The following is a 16,816-nucleotide window of genomic DNA, read 5'->3' as shown; positions in this document are numbered from 1 at the left end:
GCCTGGGCGGTGGAGATTTGGTACAATTCAGCCAGCGTATCAGCGGGTCGCTTTTCATTGAGGTCCGTCAGAACCCCTGCCATAGTTTCGCGCATGAAACTGGCTATTAATGGATTCGGACGGATCGGTCGCGCCATCTTGCGCCAGATCCTGACAACGCCCCGCGGTGACGGCATAGAGGTGGTGCGTATCAACGATATCGCACCTTTGGACATGTGTGCCTATCTGTTCCAATATGACAGCACATTTGGTCCCTTCCCGCACCCGGTCGACCATGGGGACAATGCCCTGCGCGTTTTGGGTCGCACCATCGCAATGAGCCACGAACCAGACCTGACCAATGTTAATTTGAGCAGCGTGGACGTGGTTCTGGAATGCACCGGCATCGCACGCACATCCGACGTCGCAGAACGCGGCATCTCTGCGGGGGCACGCAAGGTGCTGATTTCGGGGCCGTCCCCGGCGGCCGAGATAACCGTGGTTCTGGGCGCGAACCAGGAACGCCTGAATGGCGCGCGGATCGTGTCGAACGCCTCTTGCACCACCAATGCGCTGGCACCGCTGGTCCGATTGATCGACGAGATCGCCGGAATCGACAGTGCCCATATGACGACGATCCACTGTTACACCAATTCGCAACCGATGGTGGATGCTCCGCGCGGCGATTTTGCCCGCTCCCGTGGCGGAGCGCTATCGATGGTGCCGACCACCACCTCGGCCACCCATCTGATCGACGAGGTGCTCCCGCATCTCAAGGGTCGCATCAGCGGCGCCGCCTTGCGGGTGCCCACGGCCAGCGTCTCTGCGGTGGATCTGATTGTCCGGGTCAACCAGCCAGTCCAAGAACCGGAACTGATGCAAGCCCTGCAATCCGGTGTTGCCGCCTCTGATGTTCTGGGGTGGACCGATCAGCCATTGGTGTCCTCGGACCTGCGTGCAAGACCGGAATCTTTGGTCATTGCAGGCCCTGAAACCCGTCTCGTGGGGGATCGGCAAATGCGGGTGTTTGGCTGGTACGACAATGAATGGGGGTTTTCTGCCCGCATGTTGGACGTCGCCAGACATATGGCTGCCAACTAAAGCTGGCGACATGGTGGTTGGCCGCCACAGAATGCCCCACCCAAACTCCCAAGCCAATGTCAAAACCATCCCCGCATCACGGGTGCGATAACGGAAGACAGAACCGCCCGCTATCCAAATGCGTTCCGCTTTCCGATGACAATCGACCCGCGGTGATCACAGCGCCACAGCGCATGGGGACTCCCATGCGCTGCCTGGCCCAACGGCCGGGTTTGTTTGAAAAACAATCCCGGCGGGCGGGAGCCCACCGTGGCTGATCGACGACCTAGTCCCGAGGCAAACTGCCGGTTCCACGACCGGCCATTCCCCCCGAAACTTCTTCGGTGGATTCTCCGGCCAAGTCATCTGGCAAGATCAGGTTCAATACGATGGCGATCACAGAGGCAGGCAACAGGCCGCTGGTCATCAGGATCCGCAACGTATCCGGCAGATGCTGAACCGCGCCCGGTTCCAGTTGCAGTCCCAGCCCGATCGACAGGGAAATCGCAAAGACAACCATGTTTCGTCGGTTCCAATCGACGTCGGACAACATGGAGATCCCCGCCGCAACCACCATGCCAAACATCACGATCACCCCGCCCCCCAAAACTTCGATGGGGATCGTACGGATGATCGAGCCGACTTTGGGCACCAGCCCGCACAGGATCAGAAACAGCGCTCCGAATGTCACCACGTGCCGGCTCATCACGCCCGTCATCGCGATCAACCCGACGTTCTGGCTGAAGGATGTATTGGGAAAAGCGCCGAACAGACCTGCCACCGCCGACCCCACACCATCGGCATAGGTTGCGCCTTCGATCTCGCGGTCCGTGGCTTCGCGCCCAGCGCCACCTTTGGTGATCCCCGAGACATCCCCGACGGTCTCCACCGCCGAGACAAAGGCCATCAGACAGAATCCAATGATGGCAGCTGCCGAGAATTCAAATCCGTATTTGAACGGAACGGGCAACGCAAAGGACGCGGCGCGGCTCCAGCTTGTTCCGATGGCTTCAAACGTGACCATACCAACCAACAGCGCGTAGATATAGCCAGCGATCAGACCCAGCAGCACAGCCGAAACAGACAACATGCCACGGGTAAAGAACTTGAGCCCCAAGGTCACCACGATCACGACCAAAGCCGCAGACCAGTTGAGCAGCGACCCGTATTCGGGTGTACCAATCGCGGGAACACCTCCGGCGGCATATTGAATACCGACCTTCACCAGCGCCAAGCCGATCATTGTCACCACCAGCCCGGTCACCAGCGGAGGAAGTGCAAATCGAACCTTTCCGATCACCAACCCCAAAAGCGCGTGAAAGAGCCCGCCAATGACGACCCCACCAAACAGCGCAGCCAGCGCATCAACGCCCTTGCCCGCCACCAGCGGGATCATGATCGGCAAAAACGCAAAGCTGGTTCCCTGGACAATCGGCAACGCGGCTCCGACCGGCCCGACCGTCAAGGTCTGCAAAAGGGTCGCAACCCCGGCAAACAGCATCGACATCTGGATCAGGTACAAAAGCTCCGGAAAATCCGGAGAGTTGGACCCAAAGCCAAAGCCGGCGGCTCCTGCCACAATGATGGCAGGGGTGACATTGGAGACGAACATGGCCAGCACATGCTGGATGCCCAATGGAATTGCCTTGTGCAAGGCAGGTGTATAGTTGGGATCACGCAGCTGCTCCGGCGTCCCAATCGAAGTATCGGCCATGGTTCACATCTCCCTGTTGGTCCATGGGGGTCTTGCCGCTTCTTTTTGATTTTGTATTGGCGGCCTCGAACTTCAGGAGCGCACAACGACATAGGGTGCGTCGAACCAATGCTCCTGAAGATTTTCGCCGGGACCGATCCGGTCCACAACGGCAAACAGTCCGGGAGCGTGCAATGGGGTCAGCACCCCATGCCAGGTGCCCCGGTGAAAATTGATCGCCTGCCCCGGCTCGGTCTCGAACGCCAGCGGCGTGCCAGGGTGCCCGTCACAATCGAGGGCAACGATAACCAGAAACGGGTGCTGCGACATCGGGATAAAGGCCTGAGACCCCTCCGGGTGACGTTCGACCAGATCCAATTCATAGGGCAGCACTCGCGGGTTGGCGTGAAACAGGCTCAACCCGGCCCGCCCATCGACAAAATCCAGCCCGGCCCGATCATGGTACCGGCCACATTGCCCCTGATTGATCAGCTTATCCGGCGGGCCTGTACACTCTATCAAGTCGCCAAACGGGGCGAAGGCCTGTGCTGAAATCGGTTGGATCTGAATGTGCTGGCTCATGATGGCAAGATATCCCGCAGCCGGACTTCGGCGATCCGCTCGACCTGACGGCAGGCCTCGGCAAATTCGGTCTCTCGTGTTTGGTTGATCCGGCGTTGAAATGCCGATTGAATCGATGCCTTGTCATGATCGCGAACGGCGATGATAAAGGGAAAGCCGAACTTATTCACATACTCTTGATTAAGTTCGGTGAATGAGTGGCGTTCTGCATCTGTCAGCGCATCCAGCCCGGCCGAGGCCTGCTCGGACGTGCTTTCTGCGGTCAACCGTTTGGCCTGAGCCAGCTTGCCCGCAAGATCCGGATGCGCATTCAGAACACCCAGCCGTTCGGCTTGGGTGGCAGAACGGAACATGCGGCACAGCGCATTGTGCAATCCCCCTGCCGTGTCATGTGCCGGTCCCAATTCCAATTCAAAGGCCCGCTCGGCAATCCAGGCGGAATGTTCAAATACCCCACCATAATTGGCGACAAAGCTCTCCTGGTTCATCTGGCTGGGTCGTACCCGTTCGATCGGAGGGTGCAATGCGGCCCAATGTTCGGCGATGTCCAGACGTGTCGCAAACCACACATCCGCATGCGATTGCGCGTACTCCAAGAACCGTTTGAGCGCCATGACACGACCCGGGCGCCCGACCAGCCGACAGTGCAGACCGATGGACAGCATCTTAGGGGCCCCTTCGGAGCCTTCCTGATACAGCGCGTCAAAGCTGTCCTTGAGATAGGAATAGAATTGGTCACCCGAATTGAACCCCTGCGGTGCAGCAAAGCGCATATCGTTGGTGTCCAGCGTATAGGGAACGATCAATTGCTGGCGGTCCCCGACCTCCATCCAATAGGGCAGATCATCTGCATAGGTATCGGCCACATAGTCAAATTGCCCGGTTTCGGCCGCCAGACGCACCGTCTGATCCGAACACCGGCCCGTGTACCAGCCGCGCGGTGCCTCGCCCACCACTTCGGTATGCAGGCGAATGGCTTCCCGCATGTGGTCTGCCTCTTCCTCGGCTGGCGTATCGCGGTAGTCAATCCATTTGAGACCATGAGAGGCGATTTCCCAACCCGCCTCCTTCATCGCATTCACCTGATCCGGGGACCGCGCCAATGCTGTTGCCACACCATAAACCGTGACCGGCAGGTTCCTGAGCAGCCGGTGCAACCGCCAGAACCCGGCCCGTGATCCGTATTCATAGATCGATTCCATGTTCCAATGGCGCTGGTTGGGCCAGGGCTGGGCTCCCACGATCTCGGACAGGAATGCTTCGGACGCCGCGTCTCCGTGCAAGAGGCAGTTTTCACCGCCTTCTTCGTAGTTCAGCACAATCTGGACAGCAATTTTTGCGCCTCCCGGCCAGCTTGCCTGGGGAGGGGTGGCTCCATAGCCGATCATGTCACGCGGGTATCTGGTCATACTGTTCTCCGAAGTTCCAAACCTTAATATGACAGAAGATCGCCGAGGTTTTTCAAAAATTCCGAAAAACACTGTCGTGCAACATGGGTTTGTGATGATGATCCGGTTCAGGCACACCAATAGGCAAAACCCACAATGGGTCAGGAAAGGAAAACGGATGAGCGGATATCTGACCACGCATGTTCTGGACACGGCGCGGGGATGCCCGGCCAATGGTCTGCGCATTGAATTGTACCGCTGGACCGGCGAGACGCGGGTCAAGCTGGGTGAAATGGACACCAATGACGATGGCCGGACAAACGCGCCTATTTTGGACGTCGCCAGCTTTGAAACCGGGCAGTATGAACTGGTTTTTCACGCCGGTGACTATCTGCGGGAAAGTGGCCAGGCTGCGGCCGAGCCCATGTTTCTGGACATTGTTCCAATCCGGTTTGGCATGAACGACGCAACCGCCCACTACCATGTGCCGCTGCTGCTCTCTCCTTATGGATACTCAACCTATCGCGGCAGCTGATCCCGGGGGTCTCCCGCCCCATCATGCAGCATCAAAGATGCCGCAGGCTGCGTTGGGCCGGGCACCGCGTGCGGTGCACGCGGTGCGGGTCGGATGGTGCCGTCAGGCGCAATCCGAAACTCGGTGCAGCCCGCCCCCCGAAAAACTACGACGTTCGCCGCCGCCCCCTCGGACCCCCAAAGGCTCGATTGGGCCCGATATGAGAAGTCCTGACAACCGACCGGACCCGCGCCAGCCCGCAAAAGCGAGGGAAAGAAAACCGCCCGGGCCGAACTCTGCGCTTCCCAATCCGGCCAGATCAGAACTCCTGGTCCGATGAAGCTGTTGGGATATGGTCGGATTGCGCCGTGGTCCCCTCTGCCACCTTGTCAGCACAAAGGCAAAACCAGTCCTTGCGTCCCTGACGTTATAGCTGTGCTCCATCCAGACGGTTCGGAACCCCGGCACGGTTACCGCGGCGCAGGTTCAGGCTCACTCGGATACACGGCTGTTTGGGTTGCGCGGGTCCAGACGCATCGCCGGCTCTCAAACCGCGGCCCTTCCCGACAGGTGCAAGCCGCACGTGGGCTCAGGGGTTAGAAAGCAGTGTTTCGGTCACGGCTTCGGCGTCCTTGACCGTGCGGGCCATTCGTTCGGTCATAAAATCCATGAACAATCGGGTCTTGGGGTCCTGATGCCTGCGATGGGTATACAGACACGCCATCTGCACCGACACAGGCAGCGTTGCCTGGGCAACGGGTATCAAACGACCTGCCGTCAGGTGGTCGGCAACTTCGAACACCGGTTTCAGCGCCACCCCCTGGCCAGCCAGCGCCCAATCCGTCAGCACATCACCATCATCACATTCACACCGCCCGGTCACCGCAAACCGTTTGGGGCCGTCCGACGTGTCCAGCATCCATTGAAACTCGCTCGCGCCCGGATACCGCAGGCTGAGACAATCATGTTTCTGGCGCACCAGATCCTCACCGGACTCAGGCATTCCCCGGCGTTTCACATAATCGGGTGCGGCGACCAAAACCCGACGGCAATCGGCAATTTTTCGAATGCGCAGCGTGCTGTCTTCGGGTTGCCCCAAAAAGAACGCCAGATCCAAACCTTCGGTGGTCAGATCCACCACCCGGTCGGACAATCGCAGACGCAGGGAAATTTCGGGATATTCGCTCAAAAACGCAGGGGCCTGTGGCGCGACAAGCCGTCGCCCGACGCCCAAAGGAGCCGCCACAAACAGCGACCCACGCGGGGCATCCGTCAGGTTCATCACCTTGGCTTCGGCTTCGTCCACAGATTCTAGCACTGCCACTGCGCCGCCATAAAACGCCTGCCCCTGTTCCGTTGGCGTCAGGTTCCGAGTTGTGCGTTGAAACAGCCGAACGCCCAGATAATCCTCGAGCTGAGAGATCCGCGCCGATGTGACCGCAGGTGAAATGCGCAGGTCGCGCCCTGCGGCTGACATGCTGCCCAGTTCGTAAACGCGGACAAAGGTTCGGATGTTATCGAGATATGACATTGTTCTGGATTTTTTGATACAGTTAGAGACTATCATGGAATACCGAATAAAGCCACGATTGCCTAGGCTGACGGCAAAACAGAAATCGAAAAAGAGGGCTCAATGTTTGAATTGACCTTGGTTTGGGACTGGCTGGGATTTGCAATCCGCTGGCTTCACGTGATCACCGCCATCGCCTGGATTGGCTCATCCTTTTATTTCATTGCGCTGGACCTGGGTCTGCGCAAGGCCCCCAACCTGCCCGTTGGGGCCCATGGCGAAGAATGGCAGGTCCACGGTGGCGGGTTTTATCACATCCGCAAGTTTCTGGTGGCCCCCGAAGACATGCCGGACCATCTGACCTGGTTCAAATGGGAAAGCTATGCCACCTGGCTGAGCGGGTTTGCGTTGTTGATGGTGGTCTATTGGGTGGGCGGAGAGCTGTATCTGATTGATCAATCCAAAGCCGAACTGGCGCTGTGGCAAGGCATTCTGATTTCAGCGGCAACGCTGTCAATCGGCTGGCTGGTTTATGATCGGTTGTGCAAATCTGGACTGGCCGAACAGCCCACCCTGTTGATGGTCTTGCTGTTTTTGCTACTGGTGGCGATGGGTTACGGGTTGAACCAGGTGTTCACCGGCCGTGCGATGATGCTGCATCTGGGAGCCTTTACTGCCACGATCATGAGCGCCAATGTCTTTTTCATCATCATTCCCAACCAAAAGATCGTCGTGGCCGACCTGCAGGCGGGGCGTTCCCCGGATCCAAAGTATGGAAAAATCGCGAAACTGCGGTCGACGCATAACAATTATCTGACCCTCCCCGTGATATTCCTGATGCTGTCGAACCATTATCCGCTGGCCTTTGCCACGCAATACAATTGGCTGATCGCTGCGCTGGTGTTTCTGATGGGTGTCACCATTCGCCATTATTTCAACACCCGCCACGCCCGCGCCGGGAACCCGGTCTGGACATGGGGGCTGACCATCCTGCTCTTCTTGGGTATCATCGCCCTGTCCTCGGCACCTATGGAGTATGGGGACGAGGAAGAGGCAGCTCTGAGCGGTCCGGCTTCTATCCTGCTGGCGGCAGACGGCTTCGAAGAAGTACACGAATTGGTGCAGGGCAATTGTTCCATGTGCCACGCACGCGAACCATTTTGGGAGGGCATTCGCCAAGCCCCCAAAGGGGTTCTGCTGGAAACCGAGACCGACGTTGCCCGCCAGGGACGCGCCATTTATCTCCAGGCGGGGGCTACTCACGCAATGCCACCTGCAAACGTCACCTATATGGAACCCGAAGATCGTCTGACCATTCGTCGCTGGTACGAACAGGCCGGGTCCTGACCTGACGATCGAGCCCCTGGTCAGACAAAAACAAACCAGCATTGCAGTTCTCCCGCCCGTCGTCCGTCTCCTGCGGAGACATCCTTCCGTTGGGCCAAGCGCCGCGCGCTTTGCGCGCGGCGCTTGGCGGATTGCGCCGCAAGGCGCGATCCTAAAATCCTTGATCGCCTGACACCTGGTGCGCTGACAGGCCTGCCCCCCTACGTCAGGGCGCATCCAACCCGGCATCATACCGTATCGGCCAGTTTCCGTCACTATCCGCGCTATCCGCCACCAACCGCCACTGCAAATTGTTCCAAGGTGGTACAGAAACTGAAACGTCCTGCCGGCGCCCAGCCCTTGCACGCGCCCCTGCCTCTGCGCTTGCCTTTGTCCTTGTCACAACGGATTGCCTTCCGACTTGCAGGAAACGCCGGGAGCGTCGCTCCCGGCGTTGATCGGATCATGGCCCGCATGATCCGACTTCCCTCAAACGAGCCCTATGCTGATGCAGCACGCCGATTTACAGGCGCCCTCGCCTTGCATCGCCTGCACGAACCCCGAAGTTTTCATCTTTCGGCAATCTCTTGCCGAAAATTCACACTACAAGGTATTGAGGCCAGATCGCCTTTTTGCCTGCTTCTGCCCCCGTATCTTGTGTGCTACCCATGATCCTGAAGTGAGTCTCTCCCACCACAGGAGGGCACGCTATCTGTGGGCAGCCTGGAGCCAAATTCATGGTGTTGTTACCTGTGCGCGTTCGTTCTCGCGCCCTAATGCTGGCAATTTCGTCAGCCATTCTGTGCGTATCGGCCCCGCCGTCAGACGCTGTCGAAACCACATTGAGCGCGCCGCAATCGACTGACGAACTGCGTGAACAGCTGATTGGGTCATCAGCAATCATGGGTGCCGAGACCCAGGGTTTGGACACGGTTCAGGAATTGCTGGCCGCGTCGCTCTCGGATTACAGAACGCTTGTTCAGGTGCTTTACAATGCCGGATATTTCAGCCCCACGGTCAACATCCGATTGGACGGGCGCGAAGCGGCGACAATTCCGCCATTGAATCCGCCCGGCGCAGTCAACAAGATCGCCATCACGGTTGATCCCGGACGCCTTTTTACCTTTGGTCTGACCCGCGTCGCCCCATTGCCACCCGACACCAAATTGCCGACTGCCTTTGCAACTGGGCAGACGGCTGGAACTGGTGCCATTCGTGACGCGGCGGTCACCGGGCAACAGGCCTGGCGCAACGCCGGTCACGCCAAGGCCCGTGTCGGCGCTCAGAGGATCACTGCCAACCACGCCACGGACACCATAGACGCCGACATTCAACTGTCTCCGGGACCACAGTTGACCTTTGGCAACTTGAACCTGACCGGCGAAACCCGGGTTCGCCCCGATGCGATCCAGCGGATTGCCGGTTTCCCGACAGGCCAGGTTTTTTCCCCGGACCAGGCACAGCTGGTTGGCACCCGACTGCGGCGCACCGGAACCTTTGCGTCGGTGGCCTTGCGTGAAGCAGAAACCCCGAACCCCGATGGCTCGCTCGACTTTACCGCCGAGTTCGCGGATTTGCCGCAGCGTCGTCTGACCTTCGGAGCCGAGCTCAGCTCGAACGAGGGGTTGGATCTGACGGCCAATTGGATGCACCGCAATCTGTTTGGCGGGGCCGAGAAGCTACGATTTGAATCACGGATCACCAATATCGGTGGCAATACCGACATTGGCGGGCGCATAGGCCTGCGCCTGGATCGTCCCGACACCCTGGGCCCGGATGACAACACCTATTACCTGGCCGAAGTCGAAAGTCTGGACGAATTGCACTATTCGGCGGTCCAGGGTCTGCTGGGGATGGGGGTACGGCGCGAGTTCTCCAAAGGCGTGTTTGGCGAGGCCGCGTTGATCGGATCGACCATTCTGGCCGACGACGCGTTCGGCACCAATCGCAGGTTCAAATTCTTTGGCGTTCCTCTGCGTCTGGAAATGGACAAACGGGACAGCAAGGTCAGCGCCACCAAGGGCTATTTCCTGAATGCGACAGCTATGCCTTATGCCGGGTATGACGGAACCGCATCCGGATTGCGCCTGACGGCCGACGGTCGGATGTACCGGCGGTTGGGCGGCAACGACGGACGGCTGGTGATTGCAGGACGGCTTCAGCTTGGGTCAATCATTGGTCCCTCGCTGCAAGACGTCTCTCCGACGATGTCGTTCTTTTCAGGCGGGGCGGGCAGCGTCAGAGGGCAACCCTATCAATCGCTGGGTATTCCGGTGGGCACGGGAAGTGCGGGGGGACGGTCCTATCTGGCAGGTTCTGCTGAAATCCGTGGCTACGTGAGCGAAAAAATCTCGCTCGTCGGGTTTTATGACGTGGGGCTGATCGGTCGGGATGCCTTTGTCACGGGGGGCTCGACCCAACATTCCGGGGCCGGTATCGGTGTGCGCTATGATCTGGGGGGCTTTGGGCCACTGCGATTGGATCTCGCGTATCCGACCAGCGGACCAACCAGCGACGGGTTGCAATTTTACATTGGGATCGGACAGGCATTTTGAAACGTATTCTTTCATATAGCTTCTGCGCCGCCCTCAGCCTTGTTCCGATGGATCTCGCTGCCGAGGAGGAAGACGAAGCCGGTGGGCTGCTTGTCGATTTCCTGCAGAACACCTTGTCCAGTGACAGCCGCACGATCAAGGTCAAGGGACTTGAGGGTACCTTTAGCTCGCGTGCCACGATCGAACAGATCACCGTGGCGGACGACGATGGAATCTGGCTGACCCTGCACGGTGCCGAACTGGACTGGAATCGGTTGGCTTTGCTGCGGGGCCGGTTTTCGGTCAATTCGCTGGGGGCCGACAAGATCGAAGTAACCCGCGCGCCCAATCCGGTGGATGCCCCGGCCGATCTGCCCAGCCCCGAAGCACAACCGTTTCAGCTGCCCGAACTGCCCGTTGCCATCGAGCTGGGAGAACTGCGGGTGGAGTCGGTCATTTTGGGCAAAGCTCTGATTGGTGAACCTGCTCTGCTGTCGCTCAAAGGCGCGTTGCAGCTGGCCGATGGCACATTGGACACGTCTTTGGCGGTCAAACGTCTGGACAGACAAGGGGATCGGTTTGATCTGATCGCCGTATTTGCCAATGAAACCAGCCAACTGACACTGGATCTGGCCCTGATCGAAGGGGCCGGTGGGTTGGCCTCCTCACTCATTTCGCTCCCCGGAAAACCGGCAATTGCGCTGACGGCCAAAGGCAGCGGTCCGGTCGCGGATTTCACCTCGGACATCACATTGGCGACCAACGGGCAGGACCGTCTCGCAGGTCAGGTCGCGCTCAAGGCCCTGCCCTCGGATGATCCCGAAGCGGCAAACAGTATTGGCTTTTCCGCCGATCTGGGCGGCGACGTCACCGCGTTGATGCCCGAAGAGTATCGCCCCTTCTTTGGAACCGACACCCGGCTGGACGTCAAAGGTCAAAGTGACCCCGACGGATCAATCCGGCTTGATCGGCTTGACCTGCGCTCGGCTGCGCTGGATCTGTCAGGACAGATGTCCATGGCCCCTGGTGGCAAGCTGAACGAGGCCCGTCTAAAGGCAGAGGTCCGGCCGGTCCCCGGCGCTACCACTGTTTTGCTGCCGCTGTCGGGGCCACCGACGCGGATCACCGGGGCGTCGCTGAACCTGATCAAAGACAAAAACAGCGGCAATGCGTTCGAACTGGTCGCCGCCCTGCGGGATCTTTCCCGCCCGGACACCTCATTGAACGCGGCCGACATCACGCTCAGCGGCACGTTGGACCAAAGCGCCGGACTTGCCTTGGACGCACAGTTGACTGCCGCGCTGGAGGGGCTGACATTCACGGATCAGGACCTGAACCAGGCCGTGGGACGCGATATTACACTGGATACCCGCCTTTTGACGGATGGCGAGGCGTTCCGTCTGCGCCAGATGACTTTGCGCGGCGACGGCTATGGAGCGCAGGGTGATTTCGGGCTCAAAGGGTTGGACAGCGGGTTGGAATTCGACACAGCGCTGCGTCTGGTCGCCTCGGATCTGGCGCGGTTCTCCGGGGTTGCCGGGCAGGATCTGGGCGGCCGGATCACCGCCGACATCGACGCAACCGGCGCACCGCTGTCGGGGACCTTTGGGGTTGAGCTGAACATGCTGGCCCAGGATCTGAGCGCCAATATCGAACAGGTTGACCCGATGCTCAGCGGGGTTAGCACCCTAAAGCTCAAGGCTGAGCGGGGGGCAGATGGTATCTCCATCGACCAATTTGCGCTCTCGGCCACCGGGTTCGAGGCCACGGCCAATGGCACGCTTTCCAGCCGGGACGGCCAGTTGCGGCTGGATGCCCGGCTGTTCGATCTGGCCCCGCTCGTGCCGGGGGTATCCGGTCCCCTGACGCTGGGGGGCGATGTCACACGCGAGGACAATACCCTGACCGGGACCATGCGGTTGGATGGGCCGCACACCTCCTATGCTGCATTGGATGGCTCTGCGACCTTTGACGGCCAGGCCGACTTCAACTTTGACGCGACACTTTCGGAGTTGCAGAGGTTCTTCCCGGAAATCGCGGGAACATTGACGGCCCAGGGCGCCGCAAGTCGCCGGGATGGTGTCTGGCAAATCGACACCAAGGCCACTGGCCCGGCCGGCATCGCAACAGAAATCGCTGGCAGCTGGGATGAACCCACCGGCAGCGCCGACATGACAGCCAAGGGTCAGCTGCGGCTGGATGCTGCCAACCTGTTCATCAAACCCAATACTGTCAAAGGCATTGCCGAATTCGATCTCGCGCTCAAGGGGACACCGTCGCTTGATGCACTGAGCGGAACGATCACAACCGGCGGGACGTCACTGGCCCTGCCAGGTGCCAAACAAAGCATCAACGATCTGGCCGCCGACGTTCGGCTGGCAGCGTCCACCGCGACAGTTCAGGTCAGCGGTGTCTCGCGCAACGGAGGCAATTTTCAGGTGTCTGGCCCCGTGGCGCTCCAGGCTCCGTTTCAGTCCGGGTTGGATATTGCGCTGAATGACTGGATCGTGACCGACAATCTGGTGTTCACCACCACCGCCAACGGACGCCTGTCCTATCGCGGTGCCCTGACCGGTCGCAGTGATCTGGCCGGAACGGTTACTTTTTCTGATACCGAAATCAATCTGGCCAACGTCTCAGGGTCGGTAACAACGGCACCGATTCCGCCGATCCGTCACGTGAACGAACCGGCCTCAGCCCGCCGCACCCGCAGCCGCGCCGGGTTGATTGAAACGGCATCGTCTGGCAGCGGGCCGGATATCGGGTTGGACCTGTTGCTGAGTGCCCCCAACAAGGTTTTTGCCCGCGGGCGTGGCTTGCAGGCTGAATTGGGCGGTGAAATCAAGATCGGCGGCACAGCTGCAAATCTGGTTCCATCAGGCCAGATCGAATTGATCCGCGGCACGTTTGACTTCCTGGGGAGACGGTTGGATTTGACCAAGGGTCTCGTGACGCTGCAAGGCGATCTGACGCCGTATCTGGAATTTGAATCCAGCACCAATACCGACAGCGGCACCGCCACATTGGATATTTCAGGGCCAATCTCGGCCCCCGAGGTCACGGCAACATCGGATCCTCCACGCCCCACCGAAGAGGTGCTGGCCCTTTTGCTGTTCGGAACCAATATCGAAGATATGTCGCCCCTGGCGCTGGCGCAGCTGGCGACTTCGGTGGCGCGGCTCAGCGGCCGTGGAGATGCTGGCGGCAAAAAGGTTCGCGAAGAATTGGGTGCCGATACCGTCGATGTGGGTACCGACAGCAGCGGCGCAGCCCAATTTGGTGCCGGCGCTTATCTGGCGGACGGGCTGTACACCAATTTCACAGTCAACACGCGCGGGGAAACCGAGCTGAAGCTGAACCTTGATATTACCGACAACGTGACGGCAAAAGGGTCTGTAAACTCGATAGGGGAATCCAGTATCGGGCTCTTTTTCGAACGGGATTATTGAATGCAGTCAGCGCCACCCTTTACCACTCGCCCGGAAATCGCGGGCACGTTCGGGGTGGCCACGTCGACCCATTGGATCGCATCGACTGTCGGAATGCGGATTCTTGAAATCGGCGGCAATGCCTTTGATGCCGCGGCCGCAATGGGGTTTGTTCTGCAGGTGGTGGAACCACATCTGAATGGACCGCTGGGGGACATGCCCGTATTGATCTGGCCTGCAGGCGAAGACAGCCCGACGGTCATTTGTGGACAAGGGGTTGCGCCTGCGGCGGCAACCATTGCCCATTACCGTGATCAGGGGCTGGACCGAATCCCCGGTTCCGGCCTGTTGGCCACGGTGGTTCCAGGTGCGTTTGACGCCTGGATGGTGATGTTGCGTGACCATGGTCGGTTGCCCTTGGCGGACGTTCTGGAACCCGCCATTCATTACGCCCGCACCGGCCATCCTGTTTTGCACCGGGTCTCGACAGAGATTACCGAACTGGCCGATTTTTTCCGCACCGAATGGCCCAGTTCTGCTGCCACTTGGCTGCCTGGCGACCGTCCCCCAGCGCCCGGATCTCTGTTTGCCAACCCCGATTTGGCCGACACCTGGGAACGATTGCTGGCCGAGGCAGGATCGGCCCAGGGCCGCACGTCCCAGATTGATGCCGCCCGACGCGCGTTCTATCAGGGCTTTGTCGCTGACAGAATTGACCAATTTGTCCGCACGGCCTGTTTGATGGACGGTGGCGGGGCCCGACGCAGGGGCGTACTGACAGGACAGGACATGGCCGATTGGACGGCCAGCTATGAACAGCCGACCTCGACCACTTATCACGGCTGGGATGTCTGGAAATGTGGGGTCTGGAGCCAAGGGCCACTTCTGTTGCAGTCGCTCAACCTGCTGTCGGGTTTACCGCTGGACCGCATGAACCTGACAGGGGCCGATTTTACCCATGTGGTGAGCGAGGCGATGAAACTGGCGTTTGCCGATCGCGAAGCGTACTACGGCGACCCGGCACATACGGATATCCCCCTGGCACAGCTGTTGTCGCCCGCCTATGCCAATCAGCGCCGCACGTTGATGACACAGACGGCCAGCAACGAACAGCGTCCCGGCGAACTGCACGGGTTTGAAGCCTGGGCCCGAGCCGCCATTGCCCGCGCGGCCCAACCCTTTGATCCGGGCGAAACGATCGGATCGGGGGAACCGACCATGGCACATCTGGGCGAACGACGCGGCGACACCTGCCATCTGGACGTGGTCGACCGCTGGGGCAACATGGTGTCGGCGACCCCCTCGGGTGGTTGGCTGCAAAGCTCGCCAGTGGTGCCGGGGCTGGGGATGCCGTTGAACAGTCGGGCCCAGATGTTCTGGCTCGAAGACGGGCTGCCTTCATCTCTTGCACCCGGGCGGCGCCCTCGCACAACCCTGTCCCCGTCGATGGCCCGTGATCCTGATGGGCGTATGCTGGCCTTTGGTACTCCGGGCGGCGACCAACAGGACCAATGGCAATTGATCTATCTGTTGCGATTGGTACATGGCAGGATGGGTTTGCAATCCACCATAGATGAGCCGTTGTTTCACATTGATCACGCCCAAAGTTCGTTCTACCCCCGAATTGCCAATCCCGGCGCGCTGCTGATCGAGCCCGGATTTGGACCGATGGTGATTGACGCATTGCGAGACCGCGGCCATCGGGTCGACGTGGCCGATGCCTGGTCGCTGGGGCGTTTGACCGCCGCCTCGCGCACGACCAACGGGCAGTTGCATGCCGCAGCAACGCCACGTCTGATGCAAGCCTATGCGGTTGGACGATGACGGACAAAGCAAGGATCGACGCGGTCGTCATCGGTCGCAATGAAGGAGACAGGTTGCTGGCCTGCCTGCGGTCCCTGACCGGACAGGTGCACGAGATCGTCTATGTGGACAGCGGGTCAACAGACGGCAGCGTCGAACACGCACGCGATCTGGGGGCAACGGTGGTCGAGCTGGATCTGACGCGCCCCTTTACCGCTGCACGGGCCCGCAACGCCGGGATCGCGCAGCTGCCACCGGGCGATTTTGTGCAATTGGTGGACGGAGACTGTACGGTCGACCCAAGTTGGGTCGCAACCGCAGCCACCGTCCTAAGTGACCAGCCCAAAGTCGCCGTGGTTTGCGGGCGGCGACGCGAACAGGCCCCGCAAGATTCGGTCTACAACCGGCTTTGTGATCGGGAATGGGACACGCCGGTGGGCGAAATCCTGGCCTGTGGTGGCGACGCCATGATGCGCCGAGAGGCGTTGCGCCAGGTTGGCGGATACCGCGATGACCTGATCGCTGGCGAAGAACCCGAACTTTGTGTGCGGCTGCGTCAGGAGGGGTGGACCATTCAGCGGATCAACGCCGAAATGACCCGCCATGACGCCCGGATTATGCGGTTTTCTCAATGGTGGCAACGCAGCCGGAGAGCCGGGTTTGCCTTTGCTGAAGGCGCGGCATTGCATGGGGCACCGCCAGAACGCCATTGGGTCCGCGAAACGCAACGCGCTCTGGTCTGGGGCGCAGCCCTACCGGTTGCGGCTGTTGTGTCTGCTGTATTGCATCCGATGGGCTGGGCGCTCTTGCTGCTTTATCCAGCGCAAGTGCTGCGCCTGAGCAGACGCCTCGGACTGGAGACCGCCTTTTTTACCGTGGTTGCCAAATTCCCCGAGGCGCAGGGCGCGCTGGAATTCCTGTGGCATAAACGTCGGGCCTCAAAACGCGGTCTGATCGAATACAAATGACACGACCACGG

The 16,816-nt window shown here is 59.9% G+C and carries 11 protein-coding genes; 7 read left to right on the top strand and 4 right to left on the bottom strand.

What is annotated here, in order from left to right; genetic code table 11:
* Nucleotides 1–93 precede the first annotated feature (93 nt).
* Nucleotides 94–1,080, top strand: coding sequence for a type I glyceraldehyde-3-phosphate dehydrogenase (locus tag QEZ52_RS05655; protein WP_406648537.1), 987 nt, complete (start codon nucleotides 94–96; stop codon nucleotides 1,078–1,080).
* 265 nt (nucleotides 1,081–1,345) lie between these two features.
* Here QEZ52_RS05655 and QEZ52_RS05650 read toward each other — a convergent pair whose 3' ends face one another.
* The 3 genes from QEZ52_RS05650 to puuE all read right to left on the bottom strand — a co-directional run bounded on the left by QEZ52_RS05650 (nucleotide 1,346) and on the right by puuE (nucleotide 4,743).
* Entirely contained in the window at nucleotides 1,346–2,773 is a 1,428-nt protein-coding gene (locus tag QEZ52_RS05650) for a nucleobase:cation symporter-2 family protein (RefSeq protein WP_406648536.1), read from the bottom strand.
* Between the two features lie 72 nt (nucleotides 2,774–2,845).
* Nucleotides 2,846–3,334 carry an ureidoglycolate lyase gene (locus tag QEZ52_RS05645; protein WP_406648534.1) on the bottom strand — a complete coding sequence of 163 codons (489 nt, stop codon included), beginning with the start codon at nucleotides 3,332–3,334 and terminating at the stop codon, nucleotides 2,846–2,848.
* Complete coding sequence (gene puuE / locus QEZ52_RS05640; protein WP_406648533.1) at nucleotides 3,331–4,743, bottom strand: allantoinase PuuE; 1,413 nt, start codon at nucleotides 4,741–4,743, stop codon at nucleotides 3,331–3,333. Before puuE ends, QEZ52_RS05645 begins: the two co-directional genes overlap by 4 nt.
* A 157-nt stretch (nucleotides 4,744–4,900) precedes the next feature.
* Between puuE and uraH the strand changes: the two genes are divergently transcribed.
* Complete coding sequence (gene uraH / locus QEZ52_RS05635) at nucleotides 4,901–5,257, top strand: hydroxyisourate hydrolase (RefSeq protein WP_406648532.1); 357 nt, start codon at nucleotides 4,901–4,903, stop codon at nucleotides 5,255–5,257.
* A 568-nt stretch (nucleotides 5,258–5,825) separates the two neighbouring features.
* Here the strand turns inward: uraH and QEZ52_RS05630 are convergent.
* The gene (locus QEZ52_RS05630; protein WP_406648531.1) at nucleotides 5,826–6,767 is read right to left on the bottom strand and encodes a LysR family transcriptional regulator; all 942 of its coding nucleotides are present in this window, start codon (nucleotides 6,765–6,767) and stop codon (nucleotides 5,826–5,828) included.
* 102 nt (nucleotides 6,768–6,869) lie between these two features.
* Between QEZ52_RS05630 and QEZ52_RS05625 the strand changes: the two genes are divergently transcribed.
* From QEZ52_RS05625 to QEZ52_RS05605, 5 genes are all read left to right on the top strand, one after another.
* Entirely contained in the window at nucleotides 6,870–8,093 is a 1,224-nt protein-coding gene (locus QEZ52_RS05625) for a urate hydroxylase PuuD (protein WP_406648530.1), read from the top strand.
* 716 nt (nucleotides 8,094–8,809) lie between these two features.
* A complete protein-coding gene (locus tag QEZ52_RS05620) occupies nucleotides 8,810–10,627 on the top strand; it encodes an autotransporter assembly complex protein TamA (RefSeq protein WP_406648529.1) in 1,818 nt (605 codons plus the stop codon).
* Entirely contained in the window at nucleotides 10,624–14,055 is a 3,432-nt protein-coding gene (locus QEZ52_RS05615; protein WP_406648528.1) for a translocation/assembly module TamB domain-containing protein, read from the top strand. Before QEZ52_RS05620 ends, QEZ52_RS05615 begins: the two co-directional genes overlap by 4 nt.
* Nucleotides 14,056–15,858: a gamma-glutamyltransferase family protein gene (locus tag QEZ52_RS05610; protein WP_406648527.1), complete on the top strand. Its 1,803-nt coding sequence runs from the start codon at nucleotides 14,056–14,058 to the stop codon at nucleotides 15,856–15,858.
* A complete protein-coding gene (locus QEZ52_RS05605; protein ID WP_406648526.1) occupies nucleotides 15,855–16,805 on the top strand; it encodes a glycosyltransferase in 951 nt (316 codons plus the stop codon). The genes QEZ52_RS05610 and QEZ52_RS05605 overlap by 4 nt, the downstream gene beginning before the upstream one ends.
* The last annotated feature ends 11 nt before the right edge of the window (nucleotides 16,806–16,816 follow it).

Source organism: Aliisedimentitalea scapharcae, from assembly GCF_045277565.1.
GTDB classification, from domain to species: domain Bacteria; phylum Pseudomonadota; class Alphaproteobacteria; order Rhodobacterales; family Rhodobacteraceae; genus Aliisedimentitalea; species Aliisedimentitalea scapharcae.
Note: the sequence above shows the minus strand (reverse complement) of the source record. Positions and strands in the feature narration are given on the sequence as shown.

Bases quoted from the DNA above. Each gene is read 5' to 3' on its own strand.
- QEZ52_RS05655 (WP_406648537.1), top strand. From the start codon at position 94: ATGAAACTGGCTATTAATGGATTCGGACGGATCGGTCGCGCCATCTTG.
- QEZ52_RS05650 (WP_406648536.1), bottom strand. From the start codon at position 2,773: ATGGCCGATACTTCGATTGGGACGCCGGAGCAGCTGCGTGATCCCAAC.
- QEZ52_RS05645 (WP_406648534.1), bottom strand. From the start codon at position 3,334: ATGAGCCAGCACATTCAGATCCAACCGATTTCAGCACAGGCCTTCGCC.
- puuE (WP_406648533.1), bottom strand. From the start codon at position 4,743: ATGACCAGATACCCGCGTGACATGATCGGCTATGGAGCCACCCCTCCC.
- uraH (WP_406648532.1), top strand. From the start codon at position 4,901: ATGAGCGGATATCTGACCACGCATGTTCTGGACACGGCGCGGGGATGC.
- QEZ52_RS05630 (WP_406648531.1), bottom strand. From the start codon at position 6,767: ATGTCATATCTCGATAACATCCGAACCTTTGTCCGCGTTTACGAACTG.
- QEZ52_RS05625 (WP_406648530.1), top strand. From the start codon at position 6,870: ATGTTTGAATTGACCTTGGTTTGGGACTGGCTGGGATTTGCAATCCGC.
- QEZ52_RS05620 (WP_406648529.1), top strand. From the start codon at position 8,810: ATGGTGTTGTTACCTGTGCGCGTTCGTTCTCGCGCCCTAATGCTGGCA.
- QEZ52_RS05610 (WP_406648527.1), top strand. From the start codon at position 14,056: ATGCAGTCAGCGCCACCCTTTACCACTCGCCCGGAAATCGCGGGCACG.
- QEZ52_RS05605 (WP_406648526.1), top strand. From the start codon at position 15,855: ATGACGGACAAAGCAAGGATCGACGCGGTCGTCATCGGTCGCAATGAA.